Below are 25,073 nucleotides of genomic sequence, written 5' to 3'. Positions count from 1 at the left end.
CCAGCAAGGGCCGTTAATAACTCATTTCGGTCAGCAGTTGAAGCAGGTACTTGCCATAGGCATTGTTCTTCAACGGCGCGGCAAGCCTTTCCAGTTGGAGGGCATCGATATAGCCTCGTCGATAGGCGATCTCTTCCGGGCAGGCGACCTTCAAGCCCTGGCGCTTCTCGATGGTTGCAATGAACTGGCCGGCGTCCAGCAGCGATTCATGGGTGCCGGTATCTAACCAGGCGATGCCGCGCCCCATCAATTCCACATGCAATTGCCCCTGTGCCAGATAGCTGCGGTTGATATCGGTGATCTCCAGTTCCCCACGTGCCGAGGGCCTGATGGTACGGGCAATATCGATTACCTGATTGTCGTAGAAGTACAGACCTGTCACGGCGAAATTGGATTTCGGTTGGGCTGGCTTTTCCTCGATGCCAATGACCCGGCGTGCCGGATCGAACTCGACCACGCCGTAGCGTTCCGGATCCTGCACATGATAGGCAAAGATGGTCGCGCCGTCGGTTCGGGCATTGGCCTGGCGCATCGGCGGTTCGAGGTCGCGTCCGTAGAATATGTTGTCTCCCAGAATGAGTGCACACGGATGATTGCCGATGAAATCCCGGCCGATCAGGAAAGCCTGCGCCAGTCCATCGGGCGAGGGTTGTACCGCATAGCGGATGTGCAAGCCCCATTGCTGGCCGTCACCCAGCAGCTCGGCAAAACGCGGAGTATCGCGCGGTGTGGAAATGATCAGGATATCGCGGATGCCGGCCAGCATCAGACTCGATAGCGGGTAGTACACCATCGGCTTGTCGTAGATCGGCATGAGCTGTTTGGAGGCAACCTGGGTGGCCGGATAGAGTCGCGTGCCCGAGCCTCCCGCTAGGATGATGCCCTTGCGGTGCAGTGGTGTGGTGGCATCGCTCATAGGAGTGCTCCTGGCGGATGATCGCCGTATTGCTGTCTCAGCCAGTTCAGGTAATCCCCTGAGCGTACCTGGCGCATCCATTCAGCATGGGTCAGATACCACTGCACCGTTTTGCGGATGCCGGTTTCGAAGGATTCGGCCGGTCTCCAGCCGAGTTCGCGTTCTATCTTGCTGGCGTTGATGGCGTAGCGACGATCATGCCCAGGCCGGTCCTTGACGAAGGTGATCAGGTCGCGATAGCTGCCTTGTGGTCGCGCAGCCAGTTCGTCCAGGATATCGCAGAGGGTGTGCACCACATGCAGGTTGGTATGCTCGTTGCCGCCGCCGATGTTGTAGGTCTCCCCGACCGTACCGTTTGCCAGGACCGTTCGCAGGGCGGCACAGTGGTCGGTCACGAACAGCCAGTCCCGAATCTGCATGCCGTCACCGTACACAGGAAGCGGATTTCCCGCGAGGGCATTGGAAATCACCAGCGGAATCAGTTTCTCGGGAAAGTGATAGGGACCGTAGTTGTTAGAGCAGTTGGTGGTCAGTGTAGGTAATCCGTAGGTCTGGTAGTAGGCCCGTACCAGATGGTCTGACGCCGCCTTGGAGGCCGAGTAAAGACTGTTTGGGGCATACGGGGACGCTTCCGAAAAAGGCGCGCTTTCCGGTGCCAGGCTGCCATAGACCTCGTCGGTAGAAATATGCAGAAAGCGAAAATCCGCCTTTTCAGGGGCTGGCAGTGTCAGCCAATAGTGCAACGCCCTGTTGAGCAGATTGAAGGTGCCATTGACGTTGGTACGAATGAATTCATCGGGATTGTGGATGGAGCGATCGACATGGCTTTCGGCGGCGAAGTGAACGATCGCGCGTGGGCGGTAGCGTGACAACAAGGTGGCAATTGCAGTCTCGTCGCAGATATCGGCCTGCACGAAGGCATAGCGCGCATCTTCCTCGACCGCACCCAAGTTGTAGGGGTTGCCGGCGTAGGTCAGTTTATCGATGTTAAGCACAGGTTCAGCCGCGGCTTGCATCAGCCAGTCGAGGATGAAGTTGCTGCCAATGAAGCCGGTGCCGCCGGTGATGAAAATCATGGTGCGGCCCGGGTCAGCAGGGTTGATGGCGGTCTGCCACCTGCCGATTGACGAGGGTAATCATGCTGGTCCTGTTGATTCGTAGGGGATAGCGCGATTATCTCAGAGTCGCAGGCCCCCTCGCAGCATTTGGACGCAATCCTCGGCGCGGCCAGTGTGAATCCGTTGAAATCCGGCACGCCCGCAGTGCGCCTCCCTGCCCTGGCCCGGCCTGGGCGGCCGGGGCAGGGCATTGACCTTCTTACTTGGTGGCGGCTACGGCATCCAGAATCACCTTGGCCACCTCGGCCGGACGTGATTGCTGCGGCACATGGCTGGTTGCCAATTCGGTGGTCTTGGCGTTGATCTGCTTGGCGAAGGCGCGTTCCAGATCCGGCTGGATCATGCGGTCGTTCTTGCTGACGATGTACCAGCTGGGACGGGTCTTCCAGGCGGCGGTCTCGACCTTGTCGCCGAAGGCCTTCAGCGCGATCGGACCTTGGGTCGCGGCCATCACGGCAGCCTGCTTGGCCGGCACATCCTGGGCAAAATCGGCGGCCAGGGCGGCCGGCGGCAGGCTGGCGAAGCCGGCCTTGTCCACGGACAGCTTGGCAATGCCCGGGGGAACCGGCAGGTCCTTGCCCAGATCGCCCGTGGCCTGGCCGGCGTCCGGTGCGAAGGCGGCCACATAGACCAGGCTGGCGACCTTGTCATTGTTGCCGGCTTCAGTGATCACGGTGCCACCCCAGGAGTGACCGACCAGCACGACCTTGCCCGGTTGGTTGTCGATGGCGCGCTTGGCTGCAGCGACGTCGTCGGCCAGTGAGGTCAGCGGATTCTGCACGGCGGTGACCTTGATGCCCTTGGCTTGCAGCAGCGGAATCACCTTGGCCCAGTCGGAGCCGTCGGCGAAGGCGCCGTGGACGATCACCACCGAGGGCTGCTCGGCAGGAGCGGCCGCCATGGCGTTGCCGCCGGTGAAGGCGGCGGCAACGGCGAGCATGCCGAGGCTGGTCTTGACGGCGAAGAGGGGGGACGTTGCTTTCATGGTGTTCTCCTTGGGAAGGTGGTGGGGTTGTTCGTTTCAGTGAGGCCAGTATAGGAATGCGCTGGCCCCATCGGTATCGGTCAATCGACCGACCCCAGGGGCGCGATGGGCAAGGCGCAGCGATTCCGGCCTGTCATACAGGCCGGAGCCATTAACCGAAGAGTTGATTGCCTCACGCTCGGAGTTGCCGCTACAGTGTCGGGATGCTTCCCGACGTCATTCCATCCGGCAGTGCCGCGCCTGCCCCAGCCAGCGATCTGGCTGCCTCCGATCCGCTTGTCTGCGGTATTCCGATGATTTCCGCCGAGGTGGCAGTGCATGTCCTGGCGCTGGTGGGTGATCTCAGCATGGGACAGCCCCCCGCCCAGTCGCAGCGCGCCGCACGGTTGGCGGCCCAGGTGGCGCAGCTGGACGGCGCCGGTGCGCAAGACATCCTGAATGCGCGCCTGGTGGCCTTGCTGCGCTGGTCGGGCTGCACCGCCAATGCCGCAGGTTTCGCCAACCTGCTGGGCGACGATGTCGGTGGTCGGGAGGCCATGCTGCGCCATGGCTTGCCGCCGGACCATCCGCTGACCTTTTCCAATATCGAACCGCTGGCACGCATCCATTGCGAGGTGGCCGGCGATGTGGCCGGCATGCTGGGCCTGCCGCCCGCGGTGGAGGCCGGACTGCGCCATGTCTGGGAACACTTCGATGGCAGCGGGGCGCCGCAACAACTGAGCGGCGCCGAGGTGCCGGCGCTGGTGTATTACACCAGCCTGGCGGGCGACCTCGACATCCTGGCCCGTACGCACGGTGCCGACAGCGCCATCCGCATGGTGCTTGCCGCTGGCGGCATCAAGTACCCGGCGCCGCTGGCAGAACGCGTGGCAGTGCAGGCCGGCGCATGGCTGGCTGCGCTGGACGGGCAGGATGCCCTGGCATCCTCCGGTGAACTGCCCGCCCACGAGGTGCCGCTGAGCATCGTGGCCGACCTGATCGAACTGAAGCTGCCCTGGTTGACCGGTTATTCGCGGCGTGTCAGTGAACTGGCGGCGCGGGCCGCCGCGCTGGCGGGTCTGCCACCCTTGCAACAGCAGGGGCTGGTGCGTGCCGCCTTGCTCCACGGCATCGGCCGGGTCTCCGTCTCCAACACCATCTGGGAGCGCCCGGGGCGTCCTGGCGTGGACGACTGGGAACGCATCCGCCTGGCACCCTACTGGACGGCGCGTGCCGGTGCCCTGATTCCGGCCCTGCGCGAGGACGCGGCGCTGGCCTCCCAACTCTATGAACGCATGGATGGCAGTGGCTATTTTCGTGGGCTGGATGGGGAGGCCCTCGGCCACCCGGCGCGGCTGCTGGCAGTCGCCGCCGCCCACGCCGCACTATGTGCCCGGCGCCCATGGCGGGGGGCACTGAGCATTGATGAGGCCAACGATGTACTCGGCCGGCAGGCTGTGGCGGGCCAGTTTGATGCCGATGCCGTACGGTGGGTAGCCGCTGCCGCAGCCGGGGATACCACGGCTGCGTTGCCGATGCCGGCGCGCAAGGGACTGCTGTCGGAGCGCGAGGTCGAGGTGCTGCGACGCATCAGCCTGGGCGAGAGCAACAAGGAAGCCGCCAGGGTCATGCGCATCAGTCCCTCCACGGTGCGTACCCACGTGGAGAGCATTTTCCGCAAATTGCAGTGTTCCACGCGGGCTGCCGCCACCCTCAAGGGCCTGAACCTGGGACTGATCTGAAGACCGTATTTCTACTGCATGCCAGGTGGCGGAATCCTGGCCGTCGGCGTCCAGGCTCACGTTTGCCGTGGCCCTTCGCTGTGCTGCAGCATATGGCCAAGAACGCGAGCTTGGTCGTCTGACAACTTCCAACTTCCTGACAAAATGTCAGTACAGCCACCGCTAGATTGCGAGCGCTCACCTAATTTCCGTAAATCATTGAATTTGCGGGATATTTTTCTGGCCCTGTGCGACTTTTTTGATTAAATTGAGCGCTGTTCGCAAAACCGGCGCCGTTGGTGGTCTTTTGTGCATTCTTGCTAGCAATTTCAGTGCAGCTTGTGCAAACCTGAACGAACAGTCAGGAGGGAAGAATCCGCTTGGCGCGAAAACGGGATCGCCTCCCCGCATGGGTCAGCGATCCTTCTTGTTGCGCTGCAAAAAATCGAAGTGGCTGCCTTTTTGCCACAACTCACCGCGAAGTGCCCCAGATAAGCCCCCGATCTGGCCGCAAAAGGTTTGACTTACCAGAAAACGAACCTTTATAATCGCCGGGCTTTTAAGCTGCCGTCTGCCCTTAAGGGGTGCGGCGCATGCACGAAATTGGATAGATATGCTGCGCATCATTCTCTTGCAGCTCGTAACCACGGTCGTCGCTGCTTTGGTCGCAGGCATGTTGGGCGGACTTTCGGCGTTTTGGTCCGCATTGCTGGGCGGGGTTTGCTGTGTCATCCCCAACGCCCTGTTTGCCCTGCGACTGTATATCAGTGCACAGAAACCCGGTGGTACCAACCCGATGGCCTTTTTCTTCGGGGAATTTATCAAGATTGCTACGACGTTTGCGCTCATGGGCGCGACCGTTTGGTTGTACCACGGTGTCAATTGGCTCGCATTCCTGCTGAGCTTCATCGTGGTGCTTAAGAGTTATTTCATTTTACTGTTTAGACACCGACCATGACCGTAGAAGCCGCTGAGCACGCGCCGACAGCCTCAGAATATATCGTCCACCACCTCGGACACCTCTCCACCCAGCACCAGACCAAGATCGTCGATTTCACGATCCTGAACGTGGATACCATTTTCTGGTCCGTGTTCTGCGGCGTGATCGCCTGCTTCTTCATGTTCCTGGCTGCCCGCAAGGCGACCTCGGGCGTGCCGGGCCGCTTCCAGGCCTTCGTCGAGATGGTCGTGGAAATGGTCGAAGACCAGTCCAAGGCCATCGTTCATGGTGACCGCACCTTCATCGCCCCGGTCGCCCTGACCGTGTTCGTCTGGGTCGCCCTGATGAACTCGCTGGACTTCCTGCCGGTGGATCTGGCTTCCAGCATCATGGGCCTGTTCGGCCTGGGTGAAATGCACCACCGCATCGTTCCGACCGCCGACCTCAACGGCACCCTGGGCATCGCCCTGGGCGTGCTGGCCCTGATGCTGTACTACAGCGTCAAGATCAAGGGTGCTGGCGGTTTCATCCACGAATTGTTCGCAGCACCGTTCGGCATCTACCTGGCGCCGTTCAACCTGCTGCTGAACATCATCGAATTCGCCGCCAAGACCGTGTCCCTGGGCATGCGACTGTTCGGCAACATGTACGCAGGCGAACTGTTGTTCCTGCTGATCGCATTGCTGGGATCGACCGCGACCGCATTCGGCTTCATCGGCCATGTGATCGCCGGTTCTATCTGGGCAATTTTCCACATCCTGATCGTGTTGCTCCAAGCATTCATCTTCATGATGTTGACACTGGTTTACCTGGGCCAGGCGCACGAAGCGCACTAACACAAGGCTTGCAGTACCTGTTTTTCAGTTTGTTTTTTGGTTTTGTATTTAATTAACTTTTCTTAAGGAATTGTCATGACTGATGTCTCTTTCGTTGCTCTGGCTTGCGGTTTGATCATTGGCCTGGGTGCTATCGGCGCTTGTATCGGTATCGCGATCATGGGCGGTAAGTACCTCGAAGCATCCGCACGTCAGCCTGAACTGATGAACACCCTGCAAACCAAGATGTTCCTGCTGGCCGGCCTGATCGACGCCGCCTTCCTGATCGGCGTTGGTATCGCCATGCTGTTCGCATTTGCAAATCCGTTCATCGCCAAGTAATTCGCGCTTCATAGCCGATTCTCATCTTGCCGGACGATTGGTTCCGGCACTCGTTATTCTGAGAAGGAAATTACCGTGAACTTAAATGCAACATTGATTGCGCAGTTCGTGGTCTTCTTCATCCTCGCCGGCTTCACGATGAAATTCGTGTGGCCGCCGTTGATCAAGGCGCTCGACGAACGCGCCAAGAAGATTGCGGACGGGCTGGCAGCCGCTGACCGCGGTAAGGCCGATCTGGCCGCCGCCGAAAAGCGCATCCAGGGCGAACTGGCATCGGCACGCGATGAAGGCCAGAAGCGTATCGGCGAAGCCGAGAAGCGCGCTCAGCTGATCATCGAAGAAGCGAAGAAGACGGCCGCTGAAGAAGCTGCCCGCATCATCGCCGCTGGCCGTGCCGACGCCCAACAGCAAGTGAACCAGGCACGTGAAGAACTGCGCGGCCAGGTCGCTACGCTCGCCGTCAAGGGCGCGGAACACATCCTCAAGCGCGAAGTGAATGCTGCGGCCCACGCCGACTTGCTGAATCAACTGAAGACAGAGCTGTAATATGGCCGAACTCGCAACGATCGCTCGTCCTTACGCTGAAGCCTTGTTCCGTGTGGCCAAGGCAGGCAGCCCGGCAGCCTGGTCCGATCTCGTCGACGAGATGGCCCAGGTGGCAGCGCATCCTGAGGTGCAGGCCCTGGCGCAGAACCCTTCCGTATCCCACGACAAGCTGGCAGAAGTCTTTGCCGCCGCCTTGAAGACCCCGCTGTCCATCGAGGCGCAGAATTTCGTCCGGACGCTGGCTGACAATGGCCGTCTGGTGCTGCTGCCGGAAATCGCCCAACAATTCCATGTGCTCAAGAACACATCGGAAGGTTCGGCCGATGCCGACATCGTCAGCGCCTTCGAGCTCAGCGATGCCCAGGTCAAGGATGTCGTCTCGGCACTGGAGAAGAAGTTCGGCCGCAAGCTGAATCCTTCGGTGACGGTAGACAGCAGCCTGATCGGTGGTGTGCGGGTCGTGATCGGCGATGAAGTGTTCGATACCTCCGTGCGCGCGAAGCTGCAGCAGCTGCAAGCTGCTCTGGCCGCGTAAGTGCCTCTGGCTGGCTAAGCGAAAGAACAATTTTTAGGAGTTAGTATGCAACTCAACGCATCTGAAATCAGCGAGCTGATCAAGAGCCGGATCCAAGGCCTTGGCGATACCGCTGAGATTCGCAATCAGGGCACGGTCATTTCCGTGTCCGACGGTATCTGCCGTATCCATGGTCTGTCCGACGTGATGCAAGGTGAGATGCTGGAATTCCCGGGCAACACCTTCGGCCTGGCGCTGAACCTGGAGCGTGACTCGGTGGGCGCCGTTATCCTGGGCGAATACGAACACATTTCCGAAGGCGACGTTGTCAAGTGCACCGGCCGCATCCTGGAAGTGCCTATCGGTCCTGAACTGAAGGGCCGTGTGGTCAACGCACTGGGCCAGCCGATCGACGGCAAGGGTCCGATCAATGCCAAGCTGACCGCCCCGATCGAAAAGATCGCTCCGGGCGTGATCGCACGTCAGTCCGTGTCGCAACCGATGCAGACCGGCCTGAAGTCGATCGACTCGATGGTCCCCGTCGGCCGTGGCCAGCGCGAGCTGATCATCGGTGACCGCCAGACCGGCAAGACCGCTGTGGCGATCGATGCCATCATCAATCAAAAGGGTCAGAACATGACCTGCATCTACGTCGCGATCGGCCAGAAGGCTTCGTCGGTCAAGAACGTGGTGCGCGCACTGGAAGCACACGGCGCGATGGAATACACCATCGTCGTGGCCGCGACCGCCTCCGAATCGGCTGCGATGCAATACGTGTCGGCCTACTCGGGTTGCGCCATGGGCGAATACTTCCGCGACCGCGGTCAAGATGCCCTGATCGTGTATGACGATCTGTCCAAGCAAGCCGTGGCCTACCGTCAGGTCTCGCTGCTGCTGCGCCGTCCGCCGGGCCGCGAAGCCTATCCTGGCGACGTGTTCTACCTGCACAGCCGCCTGCTGGAACGTGCTGCCCGCGTGAACGCCGACTACGTCGAGAAGTTCACCAACGGCGAAGTCAAGGGCCAGACCGGTTCCCTGACCGCACTGCCGATCATTGAAACCCAGGCCGGTGACGTGTCCGCCTTCGTTCCGACCAACGTGATCTCGATCACCGACGGCCAGATCTTCCTGGAAACCTCGCTGTTCAACGCCGGTATCCGTCCTGCGATCAACGCCGGTATCTCGGTGTCGCGCGTCGGTGGTGCTGCCCAGACCAAGGTCATCAAGAATCTGTCCGGCGGTATCCGTACCGACCTGGCACAGTACCGTGAACTGGCTGCGTTCGCGCAGTTCGCTTCCGACCTGGACGAAGCCACCCGCAAGCAGCTGGACCGCGGTGCACGCGTGACCGAACTGCTGAAGCAGGCTCAGTACGCTCCGCAGTCGATCTCGATCATGGCCGTGACCCTGTTCGCCGTCAACAAGGGCTACATGGACGACGTCGAAGTGAAGAAGATCCTGGCCTTCGAAGCCGGTCTGCACAACTTCATGAAGACCAGCCACGCTGACCTGTTGAAGAAGATCGAAGACACCAAGCAACTGGATAAGGATGCTGAAGCAGCCCTGGCGGCCGCCATCGCTGACTTCAAGAAATCCGGCGCGTACTAATTTTTACTGAAGCTATAAGGAGTCTTACTCATGGCTACAGGTAAAGAGATACGTGGCAAGATCAAGAGCGTAGAAAATACGAAGAAGATCACCAAGGCGATGGAAATGGTCGCGGCATCCAAAATGCGCAAGGCGCAGGACCGGATGCACGCAGCCCGCCCGTACAGCGACAAGATCCGCAACATTGCGGCCAACCTGTCGCAGGCCAACCCGGAGTACGTGCACCCGTTCATGGTCCAGCAGGATACGGCCAAGCGCGTTGGTTTCATCGTCGTCACGACCGACAAGGGTCTGTGTGGCGGCATGAACACCAACTCGCTGCGTCTGTTGACCACCAAGTTCCGTGAACTGGAAGGCCAGGGCAAGGCTATCGAGACCGTCGCCATTGGCAACAAGGGTCTGGGTTTTCTGAATCGTATCGGCGCCCGCGTGGCCGCCAACGTGACGCAACTGGGTGATACGCCTCACCTGGAAAAGCTGATCGGCCCCGTCAAGGTGCTGCTCGACGCTTACCAGGAAGGCAAGCTGGACGCGGTGTACCTGGTGTACACCAAGTTCATCAACACGATGAAGCAGGAAGCCACCCTGCAGCAACTGCTGCCGCTGACCAGCGACAAGCTCAAGGCTGACGAGGGTGCGCACTCCTGGGACTACATCTATGAGCCCGATGTGCAATCCGTGGTGGACGAGCTGCTGGTGCGTTACGTCGAAGCGCTGATTTATCAAGCCGTCGCCGAGAACATGGCGTCCGAGCAATCGGCGCGCATGGTCGCGATGAAGGCCGCCAGCGACAACGCAGGTAGCGTGATCGGCGAGTTGAAGTTGGTCTACAACAAGACTCGTCAGGCCGCGATTACCAAGGAACTGTCGGAAATCGTCGCCGGTGCGGCCGCGGTTGGCTGATCAGCTAACGTAGCGCAGCGAAACAGAATTTAAATTTTATCTATTGAAGGAACGAAAATGGCTGATGGCAAAATCGTTCAGTGTATCGGCGCTGTGGTGGACGTGGAGTTTCCCCGCGATGCGATGCCCAAGGTTTACGATGCCTTGAAATTGGAAGGTTCGGATCTGACCCTGGAAGTCCAGCAGCAGCTGGGTGACGGCGTGGTTCGTACCATTGCGCTCGGTTCGTCGGACGGTCTGCGCCGCGGCCTGACCATCTCGAACACCGGCAAGGCAATCACGGTGCCGGTTGGCACTGCGACCCTGGGCCGCATCATGGACGTGCTGGGCAACCCGATCGACGAATGCGGTCCGGTCTCGCACGAGCAAACCGCTTCGATCCACCGCAAGGCTCCCGCGTACGACGAACTGTCGCCGTCGCAAGAGCTGCTGGAAACCGGCATCAAGGTCATTGACCTGGTCTGCCCGTTCGCCAAGGGTGGTAAGGTCGGTCTGTTCGGTGGCGCCGGTGTGGGCAAGACCGTGAACATGATGGAACTGATCAACAACATCGCCAAGGCGCACAGCGGTCTGTCCGTGTTCGCCGGTGTTGGTGAGCGTACCCGTGAAGGTAACGACTTCTACCACGAAATGGCAGAAGCCAAGGTGGTGGACCTGGAAAACCCGGCCAACTCCAAGGTGGCCATGGTCTACGGTCAGATGAACGAACCGCCGGGCAACCGTCTGCGCGTGGCGCTGACCGGCCTGACCATCGCCGAAGGCTTCCGCGATGAAGGCAAGGACGTGCTGTTCTTCGTCGACAACATCTACCGTTACACCCTGGCCGGTACCGAAGTGTCCGCGCTGCTGGGTCGTATGCCGTCCGCCGTGGGCTACCAGCCGACGCTGGCCGAAGAAATGGGCCGTCTGCAAGAGCGCATCACCTCGACCAAGACCGGTTCGATCACCTCGATCCAGGCCGTCTACGTCCCTGCGGATGACTTGACCGACCCGTCGCCGGCAACCACCTTCGCCCACTTGGACTCGACCGTCGTTCTGTCCCGTGACATCGCCTCGCTGGGTATCTACCCCGCCGTCGATCCGCTGGATTCGACCTCGCGCCAGCTGGACCCGCAAGTGGTCGGCCAGGAACACTACGAGACCGCCCGCGCGGTCCAGGGTACCCTGCAGCGCTACAAGGAACTGCGTGACATCATCGCGATTCTGGGCATGGACGAACTGGCTCCGGAAGACAAGCTGCTGGTGGCACGTGCTCGTAAGATGCAACGTTTCCTGTCGCAGCCCTTCCACGTCGCCGAAGTGTTCACCGGTTCCCCGGGCAAGTACGTTTCGCTGAAGGACACGATCAAGGGCTTCAAGATGATCGCCAGCGGCGAACTGGACCACCTGCCGGAACAAGCGTTCTACATGGTCGGTACCATCGAAGAAGCAATCGAAAAAGCCAAGAAGATCAACTAAGACCGACTGGCGAAAGCCGGTTTCGCTGGCAGGCGGAACGCAGCAATGCGGTGCGACTGTGGTGAGCCGGCAAACGCAGCAGGGCATTCTTTGATTTTCGGCGCCGCCATCGTTCACGGTGGCGGTCCATCGACTAGGAAACGACATGGCACATACTATTCACGTGGACGTGGTCTCGGCGGAAGAGGCAATCTTCTCCGGCGAGGCGGAATTCGTCGCGTTGCCGGGCGAAGCGGGTGAACTGGGTATCTACCCCCGTCACACCCCGCTGATCACGCGCATCAAGCCAGGTGCTGTCCGTATCAAGGTGCCGGGTCAGGCGCACGAGGAATTCGTGTTCGTGGCCGGTGGCCTGCTGGAAGTGCAGCCCGATACCGTGACCGTGCTGGCCGACACCGCGATCCGTGGTGCCGACCTGGACGAAGCCAAGGCCGCCGAAGCCAAGCGTCTGGCCGAGGAAGCGCTGGTCAATCGCGACTCCAAGATCGACCACGCCGCCGCCCAGGCCGAACTGGCTGCTGCAGTGGCTCAGCTGGCTGCGATCCAGAAGTTGCGTCAGAAGCGCTGATCGCTCGGCGTGTCCTCGTTGTGCGAGGCAAAGGCAGTAAATCGAAAGGCAGCCTCGGCTGCCTTTTTTCATGCTCATCCATGCTCGTCGCGAATCGGTCGCCGTACTCTGTACTGCATCTTGCGGCGCAAGCCGACCTTTCCCGTCCCAGCCGTTCCTCTTTCGCGCCGCCTACTTAACCTGTATCAAGCTGCCTGTCGGCACGCCTGCCGTCATGCCCATGTTCGGGTAAAGTGAGCCCTTCGAAGCGCCGTGGCGAACCAAATCGGCGTGCGTAAATCATTTAGATGATATGGGTCCCCAGCGCCCATTCATCCTCAGCAGGAGCACACATGTCTTCAGCCGTCTCGCCTTCTTCCTCCGCCACCCTGTCCTCACGCGTCAATGGCAAGCCCATCATCGCCGTGGTCGGACTGTCCAACCGCCCCGAGCGGGCCAGCTTTGACGTTGCCGCCTACCTGCAGTCGGCGGGCTATCGCATCGTTGCAGTCAATCCCATGTACGCCGGGCAGACCATGCTGGGCGAACAGTGTCACGCCAGTTTGCAGGAGGCCAGCACGGCCTTGGCGGGGCAGGGCCTGCGGGTGAGCATCGTGGATTGTTTCCGCAAGTCGGCCGACATCCCACCGGTGGTGGAAGAAGCCATCGCCATCGGCGCCGACTGCGTCTGGATGCAGCTGGACATCGTCAATGAAGCCGCGGCGGCCCGCGCCCGTGCCGCAGGCCTTAAGGTCATCATGGACAAGTGCATCAAGATCGAGCACGCCATGGGTGAATTGCACGGCGTGCTGTGAGCGGCACCACCCCGGATACGGACATTTCCCGATAACGATAAAGCGAGACAGCATGGCAAAGAAAATAGGCCCGCAATTTACCGTACACCCCAAGTTCGTCCTGAAAGAGAGCGAAGCCACCAACAAGCCGCTCTCCAGCGGTGACAAGGAAAAGGACAAGGCCACTGTCCAGGCCCTGGCCGCCAAGATCGGCCTGCAGCAGCAGATGCTCTACGCCGGTCACAAGCACAAGGTGCTGGTGATCCTGCAAGGCATGGATACCAGCGGCAAGGACGGCACGGTCAATGACGTGTTCGCTGCCGTCAATCCCCAGGGCATCCGCATCGCCAACTTCAAGGGGCCGACGGCCATCGAGCTGGCGCACGATTACCTGTGGCGCGTACATGCGCAGGTGCCGGTAGCAGGAGAGATTGCGGTGTTCAACCGCAGCCATTACGAGGACGTGCTCATCACCCGCGTCCATGACTGGATCGATGACAAGGAATGCCAGCGCCGCTATCGCCAGATCAACGATTTCGAGCGCATGTTGTGGGAAACGGGGACTGTGGTGCTGAAGTTCTTCCTGCACATTTCAAAGGCGGAGCAGAAATCACGCCTGCAATCCCGCATCGACGACCCCAACAAGCACTGGAAATTCGATCCCCAGGATCTGGCAGAGCGCAAGTTCTGGGATGCCTACCAGCAGCGCTATCAGGAGGTGCTGCGTGCCACCAGTACCTTACATGCGCCCTGGTATGTGGTGCCGGCGGATTCCAAGACCCATCGCAACCTGCTGGTGGCCAATGTGGTCCTGGAAACACTGCAGAAGCTGAAGCTGAAATTCCCCGATGCCAAGCCGGAACTGAAGAACCTCAAGTTCGACTGAGCGCCTGGCCATCGGGATGCCGGCAGACTACTTCAACCACTTGTCGAAGATCTGCTGGTATTCGCCAGTGGCCTTGGCCAGGTGCAGCCAGGTGTCCACATACGCCTTGAAGGCGACATCGCCGCGTGGCAGCAGGTAGGCCTTTTCGGCGAACTGCAGGGGTTGGTCCGGACTGACCGAACACAGTTCCGGATGCAGCTTGGATTGCCACAGCGTCTCGCTGGCATCGGTCACCATGACATCCGCCTTGCCGTCGACGATCTGCTGGAAGATCGTCACGTTGTCCGGATGCTGCAGCAGTGTGGCGCGCTTGTAACGGGCGCGGGCGAAGCGCTCATTGGTGCCGCCCGGATTGACGATGGCGCGGGTACCCGGCTGGTCGATCATGTCGAAGTTACGGAACTTGTCCTTGTCGGCACAGCGGATGATGGGGGCCTTGCCATCCACCATGGTGGGTTCCGAGAAGGCAGCCTTGCGCGCGCGGTCCAGCGTGATCGAGACACCTCCCATGCCGACATCGCACTGGGCGATGAAGTCATTCATCAACGTGCTCCAGGTGGTCTTGATGAACTGCGCCTCTACACCCAGCGACTTGGCTAGCGCCTGCCCCAGATCCACATCCATGCCTTCGAAAGTCTGGTCAGGCCGATAATAGGTGAAGGGCTTGTAGTCGCCTGTCATGCAGATGCGCAGCTTGCCGGCCTTGAGCACCTGATCCAGGCGCGACGCCGGGACGCCGTCTTCGGCACGAGCCGGCGACAAGGCCAGCGACAGTACGGCCAGGCCTGCCAGCAAGGCGGCACGGATGATGGTCTTCATGAAAACTCCCGATAAGTGGACGGTTGGCGGATCGGCCCGATTCTTGTTCATTTGGAGGGCCGGCTGGGCGAGCACTTCGCCAGCCGGGCAATCATAGCAAAACCCGCTGCCACGACCTGCATCAATTTCAGCGCACGGCGATAGCGACAATTAGCCCGGAAGCCCCGCCCGTAGGATGCGATAATGCCGGATTGTCCTCAGATCGCATTGCAGGCCTACCATGTCTTCTTCCTCGTCTCAGTCCGCCTCTCCGTCCACAGCGCAGTCCACCTTCGCTCCGCTCAAGAACGATACCTTCCTGCGCGCGCTGTTGCGCCAGCCTACCGACTACACCCCGCTGTGGCTGATGCGCCAGGCTGGCCGCTACCTGCCCGAATATCGCGCCACTCGCAGCCGCGCCGGTTCATTCATGGGCCTGGCGACCAATCCCGACTATGCGACGGAAGTCACGCTGCAGCCGCTGGAACGCTATCCGCTGGACGCCGCCATCCTGTTCTCGGACATTCTTACTGTCCCCGATGCCATGGGTCTGGGACTCTATTTCGCCGAGGGCGAAGGCCCCAAGTTCGAACGCCCCCTGCGCGACGAAGCTGCAATCCGCGCGCTGCAGGCCCCCGACCTGGGTCGGCTGGATTACGTCTTCAAGGCCGTCACCCAGATCCGCCGGGAACTCGATGGCCGGGTGCCGCTGATCGGCTTCTCCGGCAGCCCCTGGACGCTGGCCTGCTACATGGTGGAAGGTGGCGGCTCGGACGACTTCCGCCTGGTCAAGAGCATGCTCTACAGCCGTCCTGACCTGATGCACCATATCCTCAAGACCAACGCCGACGCCGTGGCGGCCTACCTGAACGCACAGATCGCCGCGGGTGCCCAGGCCGTGATGATCTTCGATACCTGGGGTGGTGCGCTGGCCGATGGCATCTACCAGCAGTTCTCGCTGGCCTACATGCAGCAGGTGGTCAGCCGGCTCCAGCGTAAGCAGGACGGGCAGCAGATTCCGGTGATCGTCTTCACCAAGGGCGGTGGCCTGTGGCTGGAGCAGATCGCCGCCATTGGCGCCGACGCCGTGGGCCTGGACTGGACCGTCAATCTGGGCGACGCACGCCGTCGTGTCGGCGACAAGGTTGCCCTGCAGGGCAACCTGGACCCGAACGTGCTCTTCGCCGGGGACGACGCCATCCGTGCCGAAGTGCGCAAGCTGCTGGAGTCCTTCGGACGCCCCGGCGCCGGCAGTGGGCACGTCTTCAACCTGGGCCATGGCATCTCCCAGCACACTCCGCCGCAAGCCGTGGCGACCCTGGCACAGGCGGTGCATGAGATGAGCCGTGCCATGCGCGGCTGATCGTGCGCGTATCTGTCGCTATCTGTTCATATCTGTGCGGCTGGATAAGTTAATATGCACATCCTTGCCAGTCCGACCTGACTTATGCACATTCGCCGGCATTTTCTGATTGAGAATCAAACTTATTGAAATATGCACGGCGAGCGCAATGCGCCGTTTGTAAGTCATTGATTTTAATGGGTTTATTTTTACCCTTCGGAAACGCTGTTCGTCCGTAAACGGCCCTGGTATTAGCTCTCAGGCTTGTCAAGAGGCAGTTGTCAACAAAGTTATCCACAGGCGCTGTGCATAATGGGCAAAAGCGTTTACAAAACCGCCGCTTATCGAAGTATTTGAAGAATTACTTTAAGTTTGTAGGACAAGTCGGACAGGGCGATGCGCAAAAATGTCAGTGATTTTTTGTCAGCCAGCACTTGACAAAACCTATCCGTCTGATCCCCGTCAAGGGACTTATGCACATTGAAAGCATGCTGCATCTGCGGAAAGCGGCTAAGCAAATTTTTTTTCCGCCTGAAGAATGGCATTTGCAAGTCATTGATTTTATTGATTTATTTTTTTGCCCTGCATTTGGGCAGTGCGCCACAAGCCATACCCAGTCTGCACGCGCAGATGTCAAGAGGCATTTGTCCCCAAAGTTATCCACAGGGTTTGTGGATAGGTTGAAAAATTTCGATTAAACCGGGGCTTAGCCTGGTTTTTCAGGATTTACATTAAGTTCGTGGAACAACGTCTGCTCCAGGTTGCGCTCGACACGCCCCTGCATACCGTCTTTGATTACCGCTGGAAGGCGACCTCGCCGGACGAGCCGCTGCCGGCTATCGGCCAATTGGTCGTGGTGCCGTTTGGCCGCCGCGAAGCGGTCGGCGTGGTGGTCGGGCAGGATGCGCAGACCGAGCTGCAGGCCGACAAGATCAAGGACGTGATCGCCGTGCGACACCAGTTGCCGCCGATGTCGGCGCACTGGCTGGCACTGTGCGGCTTTGCCGCCGACTACTATCAGCGTCCGCTGGGTGAGGTGATGCTGCCAGGCCTGCCCAAGAATCTGCGTGCCCTGACCACGGTGGCGCTGGACAAGGCACTCAAGGCTCTGGGCCGGCTTGCTCCCGCCGCCAAGGCCAAGCCGAGGTCGAGGAAAAAGGCGGCGGTGGCCGCCACGGCGGATGAAACCGTCATCGATCCCGTGACTACCGATGCGCCGCCGGACCCCTTGCAACTGGGTGCCGCCCCCCCACTGAATCCGTCCCAGCAGGAGGCGGTCGAGGCGATTGCCGGCGCTGAGGGTTTCGCGCCGCTGCTGCTGTATGGCGTCACCGGCAGCGGCAAGACCGAGGTCTACCTGCAGGCGGCCGCCGCCATCCTGCGCCGCGCTGCTGACCAGGCCGGACCGTCCGAACCTGGCCAGCCGGCGCCGGCCCAGATCCTGGTACTGGTGCCGGAAATCAACCTGACCCCGCAGCTGGAAGGCAATATCCGCGCACGTTTCCCGCATCTGAACGTGGTCGCCCTGCACAGCGGCCTGGCCGAGGGTGAGCGCGCCCGCAACTGGCTGGCGGCCCATCTGGGGCAGGCGCACATCGTGCTGGGGACGCGGCTGGCGATCCTGTCGTCGCTGCCGTCGCTGAAGCTCATCGTCATCGACGAGGAACACGATCCCTCCTACAAGCAACAGGAAGGCCTGCGCTACTCCGCGCGCGACCTGGCTGTCTGGCGCGCCCACCAGCTTGGCATCCCGGTGGTGCTGGGTTCGGCCACGCCCTCGCTGGAAACCTGGCAGCACGCCCAGGCCGGCCGCTATCGCCGTCTGGAACTGCGCCAGCGCGCCGCCCTGCAGGCAGTGCTGCCCAGCGTCAAGGTGATCGACATGGAGCGCGACAAGCCCGTCGACGGCCTCACCTCGACCCTGATCGCGGCCGTGCGCAAGCGCCTGGAGCAGGGCGAGCAATCGCTGCTGTTCCTCAACCGGCGTGGCTATGCGCCGGTGCTGGCCTGTGACGCCTGCGGCTGGATCAGCAACTGCATGCGCTGCGATGCCTTCATGGTGGTGCATCGCCCCGAGCGGCGCCTGCGCTGCCACCATTGCAGCCTGGAACTGCATATTCCACGCGCCTGCCCGACCTGTGGCAACGTCGATCTGCAACCGTTGGGACGCGGCACCCAGCGGGTCGAAGAGGGCCTGCATGGCATCTTCCCCGAGGCCCGCATCCTGCGCATCGATGCCGATTCCACCCGCCTCAAGGGCTCGGCCCAGAGCGCCTTCGACAGCGTGCACCGGGGCGAGGTCGATATCCTGATCGGCACCCAGATGGTGGCCAAGGGGCATGATTTCAAAAAGCTCACCCTGGTGGGCGTGCTCAATCCCGATACCGCCCTGTTCTCGCACGACTATCGCGCCAGCGAGCGCCTGTTCGCGCAACTGATGCAGGTGGCCGGCCGCGCCGGCCGCGCCGGGCTGTCGGCCGATGGCAGTTCGGGCGAGGTGCTGATCCAGACCCGCTATCCGCATCACCCGCTGTACCAGGCCGTGATCCGCCACGACTACGATGGTTTTGCCGGTGAATTGCTGGACGAGCGGCGCCAGGCCTATTTCCCGCCCTTCATGTACCAGGCGCTGTTGCGCGCCGAAGGTCGCGAACTGGAGATCGCCATGGGTTTTCTGAAGGAAGCGGCCAGCTTGCTGGACGCCCCGGCCATCACCATCAATGAACCGATCCCGATGACCATGATGCGGGTGGCCAATGTCGAGCGCGCCCAATTGCTGATCGAATGTCCCTCGCGTCCGACACTGCAGGCTTTCCTCAAGGAATGGCTGGCCTTGTTGCGGCAGATGAAGACCCGCGCGCGCTGGTCGCTGGAAGTCGATCCGGTCGATATCTGAGACGGCCCGGGCCGATTTTTGTTGTGATTACGGCATCTTTGCCTCGGCAGGGCGCCGGACTGCACGCAAGCCGCTTGTTCATGCAGCCAACACGGTACGCCTAGCCGGTATAATCTCGGCTGCTCAACCAATTGCAAGCGATCCCTCCGCGCGGCGCCTCACAGCCGCTCCAGCGCCACGGCCGCTTCCGCTTTACCCCTCATTCCCATGCTCGCACAACAGAAACAACGCATCTCCGACCTGTTCTCGTCCGCCCTGCAGCCGCTGCTGGCCGACAGCGGCCTGACGCCGACCATCACCCTGGAGCGCCCGCGCGACGCCTCGCACGGCGACATCGCCTGCAACGTCGCCATGCAACTGGCCAAGCCGCTCAAGAAGAACCCGCGTGAACTGGCGCAAGCCATCGTGGCTGCCGTGATGGCCGACCCGGCCCGCGAAGGCCTGGTGGAATCGGTTGAGATCGCCGGCCCCGGCTTCATCAACCTGCGCGTGGCGGCTGCCGCCAAGCAGGCGGTGGTGAAGGCGATCCACGAACAGGGCGAGGCGTTCGGCCGTGGGTCCGCAGGCGCGGGCCAGAAGGTGCTGGTCGAGTTCGTCTCCGCCAACCCCACCGGTCCGCTGCACGTGGGACACGGTCGTCAGGGCGCGCTGGGCGACGCGTTGTCGTCGCTGCTGGACGTGCAGGGCTACGATGTGCTGCGCGAGTTCTACTACAACGATGCCGGCGTGCAGATCGCCACCCTGGCCACCTCGGTGCAGGCGCGCGCCCGCGGCTTCAAGCCGGGCGATGCCCAATGGCCGGAATCGGCCTACAACGGCGACTACATCGCCGACATCGCGCGTGACTTCCTGGGCAAGAAGACTGTCGCCGCCAGCGATGGCGAACCCGTCACCGGCAGCGGCGATGTCGACGACATCGAATCGATCCGCCGCTTCGCCGTCGCCTACCTGCGTCATGAGCAGGACCTGGACCTGCAGGCCTTCGGCGTGAAGTTCGACAACTACTACCTGGAGTCCTCGCTCTATGCCGACGGCAAGGTGGCCGCCGCCGTGGACGCGCTGGTCAAGGCTGGCAAGACCTACGAGCAGGATGGCGCGCTGTGGCTGCGCACCACCGATTATGGCGACGACAAGGATCGCGTCATGAAGAAGACCGATGGCACCTATACCTACTTCGTGCCCGACGTCGCCTACCATATCAACAAGTGGCAACGTGGCTACGGCAAGGTCATCAATATCCAGGGCAGCGACCACCACGGCACCATTGCCCGCGTGCGCGCCGGCCTGCAGGCAGCCGGCGTGGGTATCCCGCAGGGCTACCCCGACTACGTGCTGCACAAGATGGTCACCGTCATGCGCAACGGCGAAGAGGTCAAGATCTCCAAGCGCGCCGGTTCCTACGTCACCCTGCGTGACCTGATCGAATGGTCGGCCGGCGAGGCCGTCGAAGGCCAGGAACGTGACCTCACCCGCGGCCGCGATGCGGTGCGCTTCTTCCTCATCTCGCGCAAGGCCGATACCGAGTTCGTCTTCGACGTCGACCTGGCCCTGGCCCAGTCCGACGAAAACCCGGTCTACTACGTGCAATACGCCCATGCCCGCATCTGCACCGTGCTGGGCAAGTGGGGTGGCAACGAGGATGAGCTCAAGGACGTGACCGACCTGTCGCTGCTGACCGCGCCGCGTGAAGCGACCCTGCTGGCCAAGCTGGCCGAATACCCGGAGATGCTGGCGCATGCCCTGCAGGAGCTGGGACCGCACCAGGTCGCCTTCTACCTGCGCGATCTGGCAGGCGAACTGCATAGCTACTACAATGCGGAACGCGTGCTGGTCGACGATGTCCCAACCAGGACCGCACGCCTGGCGCTGTTGTCCGCCACCCGTCAGGTACTGCGCAACGGCCTGGCCCTGTTGGGCGTATCGGCTCCGGCCAGAATGTAAACAAGCAGCTAAAGAGAAACGTGAAACCGTTGAACGCGAAACATCACAAGCAGGCCGGCGGTACGCTGCTCGGCCTGATCCTGGGTTTGATCGTCGGCCTGGGCATCGCCGTGGGCGTAGCCCTGATGATCACCAAGTCGCCCATCCCCTTCGTCAACAAGGTGGTTCGCCCCGAACGGGCCGATCCGACCCCGGCCCAGGCGGCCGATCCCAACCGTCCGCTCTACGGTAACCGCGACATCGCCCGCGAGGCTGCGCGCGACCAGCAGCAGTCGCAGACCCCGGTGCCGCCCAATACCGCCGCTGCCCAGCCGGTGCCGCCAGTGGCTCCGGTACCGCAGGCCGCGACCCCGCCGGCCAAGCAGCCTGACACCAGGACTGCGGACGCCAAGCCGTCTGCCGCCGCGCCGTCCGCCTCCAAGAACGACAGCAACGACGACAAGTGGACCTACTTCCTGCAGACTGGCGCCTTCCGTGACCAGGCCGATGCCGAAAGCGCCCGCGCCAAGCTGGCCCTGCTCGGTTTCGAAGCCCGCGTTACCGAACGTACCGCTGACAGCGGCGTGCTCTATCGCGTACGCATCGGTCCCTTCGACCATGCCGAGGCGATGAACCGCACGCGCAGCAAGCTGTCCGATAACGGGGTCGATGCCGCCATCGTGCGCATTCCCAAGTAATCCACAGCGCACCGACGCTGCCGGCGGCAAGGGATGACCGCCCGGCATCGGGTGCAGACCGGCGCACAGGCCGGTTCCAAACGACTATCCATCAGAGAGGGTAATACCATGCGTTTCCATCAAAAGCTGCTGGCAGCCGTCAGCTTTGGCGTACTGGCCTTCACCGCCAGCGTCGGCGCCTCGGCCTCGCCGGCCAATCCGCAAGTGGGCAGCGACTACCGCGTGCTGGAACAGGCCCAGCCGACCGACTCCGGCAACAAGGTCGAGGTCACCGAATTCTTCTGGTTCGACTGCCCGCACTGCGCCGCATGGGACCCCTCGCTGACCGCCTGGGTCAAGAAGCAGGGCGACAAGATCAACTTCAAGAAGGTGCCGGTGGCCTTCCGCGACAGCTTCGTGCCGCAGCAGAAGCTGTACTACACGCTGGAAGCGATGGGCAAGGCGGATGAGCTGACCCCCAAGATCTTCCACGCCATCCACGTCGAGAACCAGCGCATCAACACCGACAAGACCATCCTGGCCTACATCGAGAAGGCGGGTATCGACAAACAGAAATTCCTCGACCTGTACAACTCCTTCGGCGTGCAGACCAAGGCCCGCCGTGCCGCCCAGCTGCAGGAAGCCTACAAGGTCGACGGCGTGCCCATGATCGCCATCGACGGTCGTTACGTGACCTCGCCGGCCGTGGTCGGCGTGGCCCTGGCCAACCAGCCCGAGTCGATGCAGCAGGCCGCTGCCCTGCAGGTGATGGATCACCTGGTGGCCAAGGTGGCGGCCGAGAAGGCTGCTGGCGGCGCTGCAGCCAAAAAGAAGTAAGCTTCACCTGTCCTGCACGGTCCGCGTCCGCAAGGCCGCGGACCGTTGTCATTTGAGCCCGGGCATGTCCGCCTCGTCGCAACCCTTCACATTCCCCCAGGAGCCGGCATGGCCACCCTTCCCGTCGTCGCAGCCCAGGAACGCGTCTTCCTGACCGGAGCTTCCAGCGGCATCGGCATGGCCCTGGCGCGCGCCTATGCACAGCGTGGCGCGGTCCTGGGGCTGGTGGCACGGCGTGGCGCCGAGCTGGACGCCTTGCGCGCCAGCCTGCCGCATCCTGAACGGCATCGCGTGTATGCGCTTGATGTCACCGATCATGCCGCCCTGGCCACTGCCGCAGAGTCTTTCATGACCGAGTTCGGTGGCGCCGATGTGGTCATCGCCAACGCCGGCATCTCCCAAGGAACGCTCACCGAATACCAGGAAGACCTGCGCGCCTTCGAGCGCATCCTGGCCGTCAATGTCACCGCCACCTTTGCCACCTTCACGCCCTTCGTGGCGCGCATGAAAGCACAACCCGAGGCACAGCGTCGCCGCTGCCGCCTGGTCGGCATCGGCAGCGTGGCCGGTATCCGTGGCCTGCCCGGTGCCGAGGCCTACAGCGCCTCCAAGGCTGCCGTGATCAGCTACTGCGAATCGCTGCGGGTGGAATTGCGCGCTTCCGGCATCAAGGTCGTGACCATTGCGCCCGGCTACATCGACACCCCCATGACCCGCGTGAACACCTATCGCATGCCCTTCCTGATGCCGGTGGAACGCTTCGCCGAACGCGCCGTACAGAGCATCGCCGAAGGTGTCAGCTACCGTGTCATTCCCTGGCAGATGGGGGTGGTGGCCAAGTTGCTCAGACTGTTGCCGAACTGGTTGTACGATATGGCCTTCGCCCGCGCCCCGCACAAGCCCCGCAATCTCTAACAACCCGACCCAGCGGCGCCCAGCGCCGCGTCTGGAGTTTTTCATGAAGATCATTTTCGCCGGCACGCCGGAATTTGCCGCCGTCGCCCTCGAAGCCCTCTACGCCGCCGGTCACGAGATCACCCTGGTCCTGACCCAGCCTGACCGCCCCGCCGGACGCGGCATGCAGCTGCAGGCCTCGCCGGTCAAGCAATGCGCGTTGAAGCACGGCACGCCGGTGGCGCAGCCCGTCTCGCTGCGCCTGAACGGCAAGTACCCCGAGGTCGCGCAGGAAGCGCATGTGCTGCTGCAATCGACTCCGCATGACGTGATGGTGGTGGCCGCCTACGGCCTGATCCTGCCGCGCAGCGTGCTCGACATCCCGCGTTACGGCTGCATCAACATCCACGGCTCGCTCCTGCCGCGCTGGCGCGGCGCCGCCCCCATCCACCGCGCCATCGAGGCCGGCGACACCGAGACCGGCATCACCATCATGCAGATGGAAGAAGGACTGGATACCGGCCCGATGATGTTGATCGAAAGCCTGCCCATCACTGACGATGACACCACCGGCAGCCTGCATGACAAGCTCGCCGCGCTGGGCGGCCGGATGATCGTGGAAGCCATGGAGAAGCTGGAGCGCGGCGCATTGCCGGCCACGCCGCAACCGGAAGAGGGCGCCAACTACGCCGCCAAGATCGCCAAGGAAGAGGCTGCTCTGGACTTCAGCCAGAGCGCAGAGCAACTGGCGCGCCGCATCCGCGCCTTCAATCCTTTCCCCGGCGCCACCGGCCGCTTTGGCGACACCGTGGTCAAGCTGTGGCAGGCGCGTCCGGTGACCGTGGTGCAGCAGGGCGAACCCGGCCAGGTGTTGTCGGCTGATGCCCAGGGCGGGATCGTGGTGGCCTGCGGCGAAGGCGCGCTGCTGCTGACCGAATTGCAGAAGCCCGGCGGCAAGCGCCTGCCGGCGGCGGAATTCCTGAAGGGTTTCCCGCTGGAAGGCGGCCGCTTCGCCTGAGCGGGTGCGCTCAGGCGTATTGCTTGAGCACGTGCGGCAGATGCCGCCAGAACAGCTCCGCACCCAGATGGACGCGGGCTTGCCAGTCATCGGCGGCATCGTCGTCGGCGCCGTCGGTGACGAACTTGAAGGCCCGCCAGGGCAGCCCGAAATGGTGGCAGACGCGGGCAATGGCAAACAACTCCATGTCTACCAGATCGACGCCCTGCGCCACCAGCCAGTCATCGGCTGCAGTGACGAAGCTGTCCCCGGTGCCGCACAGCACGCCGGGGTGGCCGGATTCCAGGCGCGGCGGCTGTTGCTCCTGGTTCATCAGCGGCGTCACGCCACGTGGCGCCAGCGGCATGGCCGCCATGTCGCGCTGGATCACCGCCGCCACCTCCAGCAGACCGTCATGCAAGGGATCGATCTTGCCAGCCGTGCCGAAGTTGATCACCAGGCGCGGTTGTCGTTCCAGGATGGCCCGGGTGGCGTGCAGCGCGGCATTGACCTTGCCGACGCCGCAATAGAGCAGCTCCACGCCAGCAGGCGCGTCGGCGGCCTGGAGTTCGCTTTCCAGGGCGGTCAGGATAAGAATGGGGCGATGCGCTGTCATCTTTGTCAACAGTTAATGGATTGC

Annotated in this window: 24 protein-coding genes; 19 read left to right on the top strand and 5 right to left on the bottom strand. The window is 62.1% G+C overall.

Annotation, left to right across the window (positions count from 1 at the left end):
• Window positions 1–13: 13 nt before the first annotated feature.
• The 3 genes from rfbA to I5R65_RS15885 all read right to left on the bottom strand — a co-directional run bounded on the left by rfbA (window position 14) and on the right by I5R65_RS15885 (window position 3,019).
• The gene (gene rfbA, locus I5R65_RS15895; RefSeq protein WP_180668577.1) at window positions 14–916 is read right to left on the bottom strand and encodes a glucose-1-phosphate thymidylyltransferase RfbA; all 903 of its coding nucleotides are present in this window, start codon (window positions 914–916) and stop codon (window positions 14–16) included.
• Window positions 913–1,992, bottom strand: coding sequence for a dTDP-glucose 4,6-dehydratase (rfbB, locus tag I5R65_RS15890; RefSeq protein WP_180668576.1), 1,080 nt, complete (start codon window positions 1,990–1,992; stop codon window positions 913–915). Before rfbB ends, rfbA begins: the two co-directional genes overlap by 4 nt.
• A 241-nt stretch (window positions 1,993–2,233) precedes the next feature.
• Window positions 2,234–3,019 (bottom strand): alpha/beta fold hydrolase, encoded by a 786-nt coding sequence (locus I5R65_RS15885; protein ID WP_180668575.1) that lies wholly within the window; start codon window positions 3,017–3,019, stop codon window positions 2,234–2,236.
• A gap of 203 nt (window positions 3,020–3,222) precedes the next feature.
• Between I5R65_RS15885 and I5R65_RS15880 the strand changes: the two genes are divergently transcribed.
• The 12 genes from I5R65_RS15880 (at window position 3,223) to I5R65_RS15825 (ending at window position 14,072) form a co-directional block, all read left to right on the top strand.
• On the top strand, window positions 3,223–4,740 hold the full coding sequence (locus I5R65_RS15880) for an HD domain-containing phosphohydrolase (protein ID WP_180668574.1): 1,518 nt from the start codon (window positions 3,223–3,225) through the stop codon (window positions 4,738–4,740).
• Between the two features lie 592 nt (window positions 4,741–5,332).
• A complete protein-coding gene (locus I5R65_RS15875) occupies window positions 5,333–5,677 on the top strand; it encodes an ATP synthase subunit I (protein WP_180668573.1) in 345 nt (114 codons plus the stop codon).
• Complete coding sequence (gene atpB / locus I5R65_RS15870; RefSeq protein ID WP_180668572.1) at window positions 5,674–6,495, top strand: F0F1 ATP synthase subunit A; 822 nt, start codon at window positions 5,674–5,676, stop codon at window positions 6,493–6,495. Before I5R65_RS15875 ends, atpB begins: the two co-directional genes overlap by 4 nt.
• Before the next feature lie 75 nt (window positions 6,496–6,570).
• Window positions 6,571–6,816: a F0F1 ATP synthase subunit C gene (gene atpE, locus I5R65_RS15865; protein WP_006461334.1), complete on the top strand. Its 246-nt coding sequence runs from the start codon at window positions 6,571–6,573 to the stop codon at window positions 6,814–6,816.
• A 75-nt stretch (window positions 6,817–6,891) separates the two neighbouring features.
• Complete coding sequence (locus I5R65_RS15860) at window positions 6,892–7,362, top strand: F0F1 ATP synthase subunit B (protein WP_180668571.1); 471 nt, start codon at window positions 6,892–6,894, stop codon at window positions 7,360–7,362.
• Between the two features lies 1 nt (window position 7,363).
• Window positions 7,364–7,897, top strand: coding sequence for a F0F1 ATP synthase subunit delta (locus I5R65_RS15855; RefSeq protein WP_180668570.1), 534 nt, complete (start codon window positions 7,364–7,366; stop codon window positions 7,895–7,897).
• A 45-nt stretch (window positions 7,898–7,942) separates the two neighbouring features.
• Window positions 7,943–9,484: a F0F1 ATP synthase subunit alpha gene (gene atpA / locus I5R65_RS15850; RefSeq protein ID WP_180668569.1), complete on the top strand. Its 1,542-nt coding sequence runs from the start codon at window positions 7,943–7,945 to the stop codon at window positions 9,482–9,484.
• Between the two features lie 30 nt (window positions 9,485–9,514).
• Window positions 9,515–10,387: a F0F1 ATP synthase subunit gamma gene (atpG, locus tag I5R65_RS15845; RefSeq protein ID WP_180668568.1), complete on the top strand. Its 873-nt coding sequence runs from the start codon at window positions 9,515–9,517 to the stop codon at window positions 10,385–10,387.
• Between the two features lie 57 nt (window positions 10,388–10,444).
• The gene (atpD, locus tag I5R65_RS15840; RefSeq protein WP_006461339.1) at window positions 10,445–11,845 is read left to right on the top strand and encodes a F0F1 ATP synthase subunit beta; all 1,401 of its coding nucleotides are present in this window, start codon (window positions 10,445–10,447) and stop codon (window positions 11,843–11,845) included.
• 145 nt (window positions 11,846–11,990) lie between these two features.
• Complete coding sequence (locus I5R65_RS15835; RefSeq protein ID WP_180668567.1) at window positions 11,991–12,413, top strand: F0F1 ATP synthase subunit epsilon; 423 nt, start codon at window positions 11,991–11,993, stop codon at window positions 12,411–12,413.
• 332 nt (window positions 12,414–12,745) lie between these two features.
• On the top strand, window positions 12,746–13,207 hold the full coding sequence (locus I5R65_RS15830; protein ID WP_180668566.1) for a CoA-binding protein: 462 nt from the start codon (window positions 12,746–12,748) through the stop codon (window positions 13,205–13,207).
• A gap of 52 nt (window positions 13,208–13,259) precedes the next feature.
• Window positions 13,260–14,072: a polyphosphate kinase 2 family protein gene (locus I5R65_RS15825; protein WP_180668565.1), complete on the top strand. Its 813-nt coding sequence runs from the start codon at window positions 13,260–13,262 to the stop codon at window positions 14,070–14,072.
• Between the two features lie 27 nt (window positions 14,073–14,099).
• On the opposite strand, the gene I5R65_RS15820 is transcribed toward I5R65_RS15825, so the two are convergent.
• Window positions 14,100–14,891: a transporter substrate-binding domain-containing protein gene (locus tag I5R65_RS15820; protein ID WP_180668564.1), complete on the bottom strand. Its 792-nt coding sequence runs from the start codon at window positions 14,889–14,891 to the stop codon at window positions 14,100–14,102.
• A gap of 220 nt (window positions 14,892–15,111) precedes the next feature.
• On the opposite strand from I5R65_RS15820, the gene hemE reads away from it, so the two are divergent.
• The 7 genes from hemE (at window position 15,112) to fmt (ending at window position 24,454) form a co-directional block, all read left to right on the top strand.
• The gene (hemE, locus tag I5R65_RS15815; protein ID WP_180668563.1) at window positions 15,112–16,233 is read left to right on the top strand and encodes a uroporphyrinogen decarboxylase; all 1,122 of its coding nucleotides are present in this window, start codon (window positions 15,112–15,114) and stop codon (window positions 16,231–16,233) included.
• 718 nt (window positions 16,234–16,951) lie between these two features.
• Entirely contained in the window at window positions 16,952–19,108 is a 2,157-nt protein-coding gene (locus tag I5R65_RS15810) for a primosomal protein N' (protein ID WP_180668562.1), read from the top strand.
• A 207-nt stretch (window positions 19,109–19,315) separates the two neighbouring features.
• Window positions 19,316–21,049, top strand: coding sequence for an arginine--tRNA ligase (gene argS, locus I5R65_RS15805; protein ID WP_180668561.1), 1,734 nt, complete (start codon window positions 19,316–19,318; stop codon window positions 21,047–21,049).
• A 20-nt stretch (window positions 21,050–21,069) separates the two neighbouring features.
• On the top strand, window positions 21,070–21,726 hold the full coding sequence (locus I5R65_RS15800) for an SPOR domain-containing protein (protein WP_180668560.1): 657 nt from the start codon (window positions 21,070–21,072) through the stop codon (window positions 21,724–21,726).
• A 108-nt stretch (window positions 21,727–21,834) separates the two neighbouring features.
• On the top strand, window positions 21,835–22,542 hold the full coding sequence (locus I5R65_RS15795; RefSeq protein ID WP_180668559.1) for a thiol:disulfide interchange protein DsbA/DsbL: 708 nt from the start codon (window positions 21,835–21,837) through the stop codon (window positions 22,540–22,542).
• A gap of 108 nt (window positions 22,543–22,650) precedes the next feature.
• Complete coding sequence (locus I5R65_RS15790) at window positions 22,651–23,457, top strand: SDR family oxidoreductase (RefSeq protein WP_180668558.1); 807 nt, start codon at window positions 22,651–22,653, stop codon at window positions 23,455–23,457.
• Window positions 23,458–23,500: 43 nt separating this feature from the next.
• Window positions 23,501–24,454, top strand: a complete 954-nt coding sequence (gene fmt, locus I5R65_RS15785; protein ID WP_180668557.1) for a methionyl-tRNA formyltransferase — start codon at window positions 23,501–23,503, stop codon at window positions 24,452–24,454.
• A gap of 10 nt (window positions 24,455–24,464) precedes the next feature.
• Here the strand turns inward: fmt and I5R65_RS15780 are convergent, their stop codons facing one another.
• On the bottom strand, window positions 24,465–25,049 hold the full coding sequence (locus I5R65_RS15780; protein WP_180668556.1) for a 5'-methylthioadenosine nucleosidase: 585 nt from the start codon (window positions 25,047–25,049) through the stop codon (window positions 24,465–24,467).
• Window positions 25,050–25,073: the final 24 nt, after the last annotated feature.

It is taken from the genome of Herbaspirillum sp. AP02, assembly GCF_015767275.1.
In the GTDB taxonomy this organism is placed as follows: domain Bacteria; phylum Pseudomonadota; class Gammaproteobacteria; order Burkholderiales; family Burkholderiaceae_D; genus Herbaspirillum.
The sequence above is the reverse complement of the archived record's forward strand: the minus strand, read 5'-3'. Positions and strand labels throughout refer to the sequence as shown.

What these genes read in the sequence shown, in the direction of transcription:
- rfbA (WP_180668577.1), bottom strand. Translation starts at nt 916, where the DNA reads ATGAGCGATGCCACCACACCACTGCACCGCAAGGGCATCATCCTAGCG.
- atpG (WP_180668568.1), top strand. Translation starts at nt 9,515, where the DNA reads ATGGCTACAGGTAAAGAGATACGTGGCAAGATCAAGAGCGTAGAAAAT.
- I5R65_RS15835 (WP_180668567.1), top strand. Translation starts at nt 11,991, where the DNA reads ATGGCACATACTATTCACGTGGACGTGGTCTCGGCGGAAGAGGCAATC.
- I5R65_RS15780 (WP_180668556.1), bottom strand. Translation starts at nt 25,049, where the DNA reads ATGACAGCGCATCGCCCCATTCTTATCCTGACCGCCCTGGAAAGCGAA.
- I5R65_RS15825 (WP_180668565.1), top strand. Translation starts at nt 13,260, where the DNA reads ATGGCAAAGAAAATAGGCCCGCAATTTACCGTACACCCCAAGTTCGTC.
- I5R65_RS15820 (WP_180668564.1), bottom strand. Translation starts at nt 14,891, where the DNA reads ATGAAGACCATCATCCGTGCCGCCTTGCTGGCAGGCCTGGCCGTACTG.
- atpD (WP_006461339.1), top strand. Translation starts at nt 10,445, where the DNA reads ATGGCTGATGGCAAAATCGTTCAGTGTATCGGCGCTGTGGTGGACGTG.
- I5R65_RS15795 (WP_180668559.1), top strand. Translation starts at nt 21,835, where the DNA reads ATGCGTTTCCATCAAAAGCTGCTGGCAGCCGTCAGCTTTGGCGTACTG.
- I5R65_RS15885 (WP_180668575.1), bottom strand. Translation starts at nt 3,019, where the DNA reads ATGAAAGCAACGTCCCCCCTCTTCGCCGTCAAGACCAGCCTCGGCATG.
- rfbB (WP_180668576.1), bottom strand. Translation starts at nt 1,992, where the DNA reads ATGATTTTCATCACCGGCGGCACCGGCTTCATTGGCAGCAACTTCATC.
- I5R65_RS15880 (WP_180668574.1), top strand. Translation starts at nt 3,223, where the DNA reads ATGCTTCCCGACGTCATTCCATCCGGCAGTGCCGCGCCTGCCCCAGCC.
- hemE (WP_180668563.1), top strand. Translation starts at nt 15,112, where the DNA reads ATGTCTTCTTCCTCGTCTCAGTCCGCCTCTCCGTCCACAGCGCAGTCC.
- I5R65_RS15790 (WP_180668558.1), top strand. Translation starts at nt 22,651, where the DNA reads ATGGCCACCCTTCCCGTCGTCGCAGCCCAGGAACGCGTCTTCCTGACC.
- I5R65_RS15830 (WP_180668566.1), top strand. Translation starts at nt 12,746, where the DNA reads ATGTCTTCAGCCGTCTCGCCTTCTTCCTCCGCCACCCTGTCCTCACGC.
- fmt (WP_180668557.1), top strand. Translation starts at nt 23,501, where the DNA reads ATGAAGATCATTTTCGCCGGCACGCCGGAATTTGCCGCCGTCGCCCTC.
- I5R65_RS15855 (WP_180668570.1), top strand. Translation starts at nt 7,364, where the DNA reads ATGGCCGAACTCGCAACGATCGCTCGTCCTTACGCTGAAGCCTTGTTC.
- atpA (WP_180668569.1), top strand. Translation starts at nt 7,943, where the DNA reads ATGCAACTCAACGCATCTGAAATCAGCGAGCTGATCAAGAGCCGGATC.
- argS (WP_180668561.1), top strand. Translation starts at nt 19,316, where the DNA reads ATGCTCGCACAACAGAAACAACGCATCTCCGACCTGTTCTCGTCCGCC.
- I5R65_RS15875 (WP_180668573.1), top strand. Translation starts at nt 5,333, where the DNA reads ATGCTGCGCATCATTCTCTTGCAGCTCGTAACCACGGTCGTCGCTGCT.
- atpE (WP_006461334.1), top strand. Translation starts at nt 6,571, where the DNA reads ATGACTGATGTCTCTTTCGTTGCTCTGGCTTGCGGTTTGATCATTGGC.
- atpB (WP_180668572.1), top strand. Translation starts at nt 5,674, where the DNA reads ATGACCGTAGAAGCCGCTGAGCACGCGCCGACAGCCTCAGAATATATC.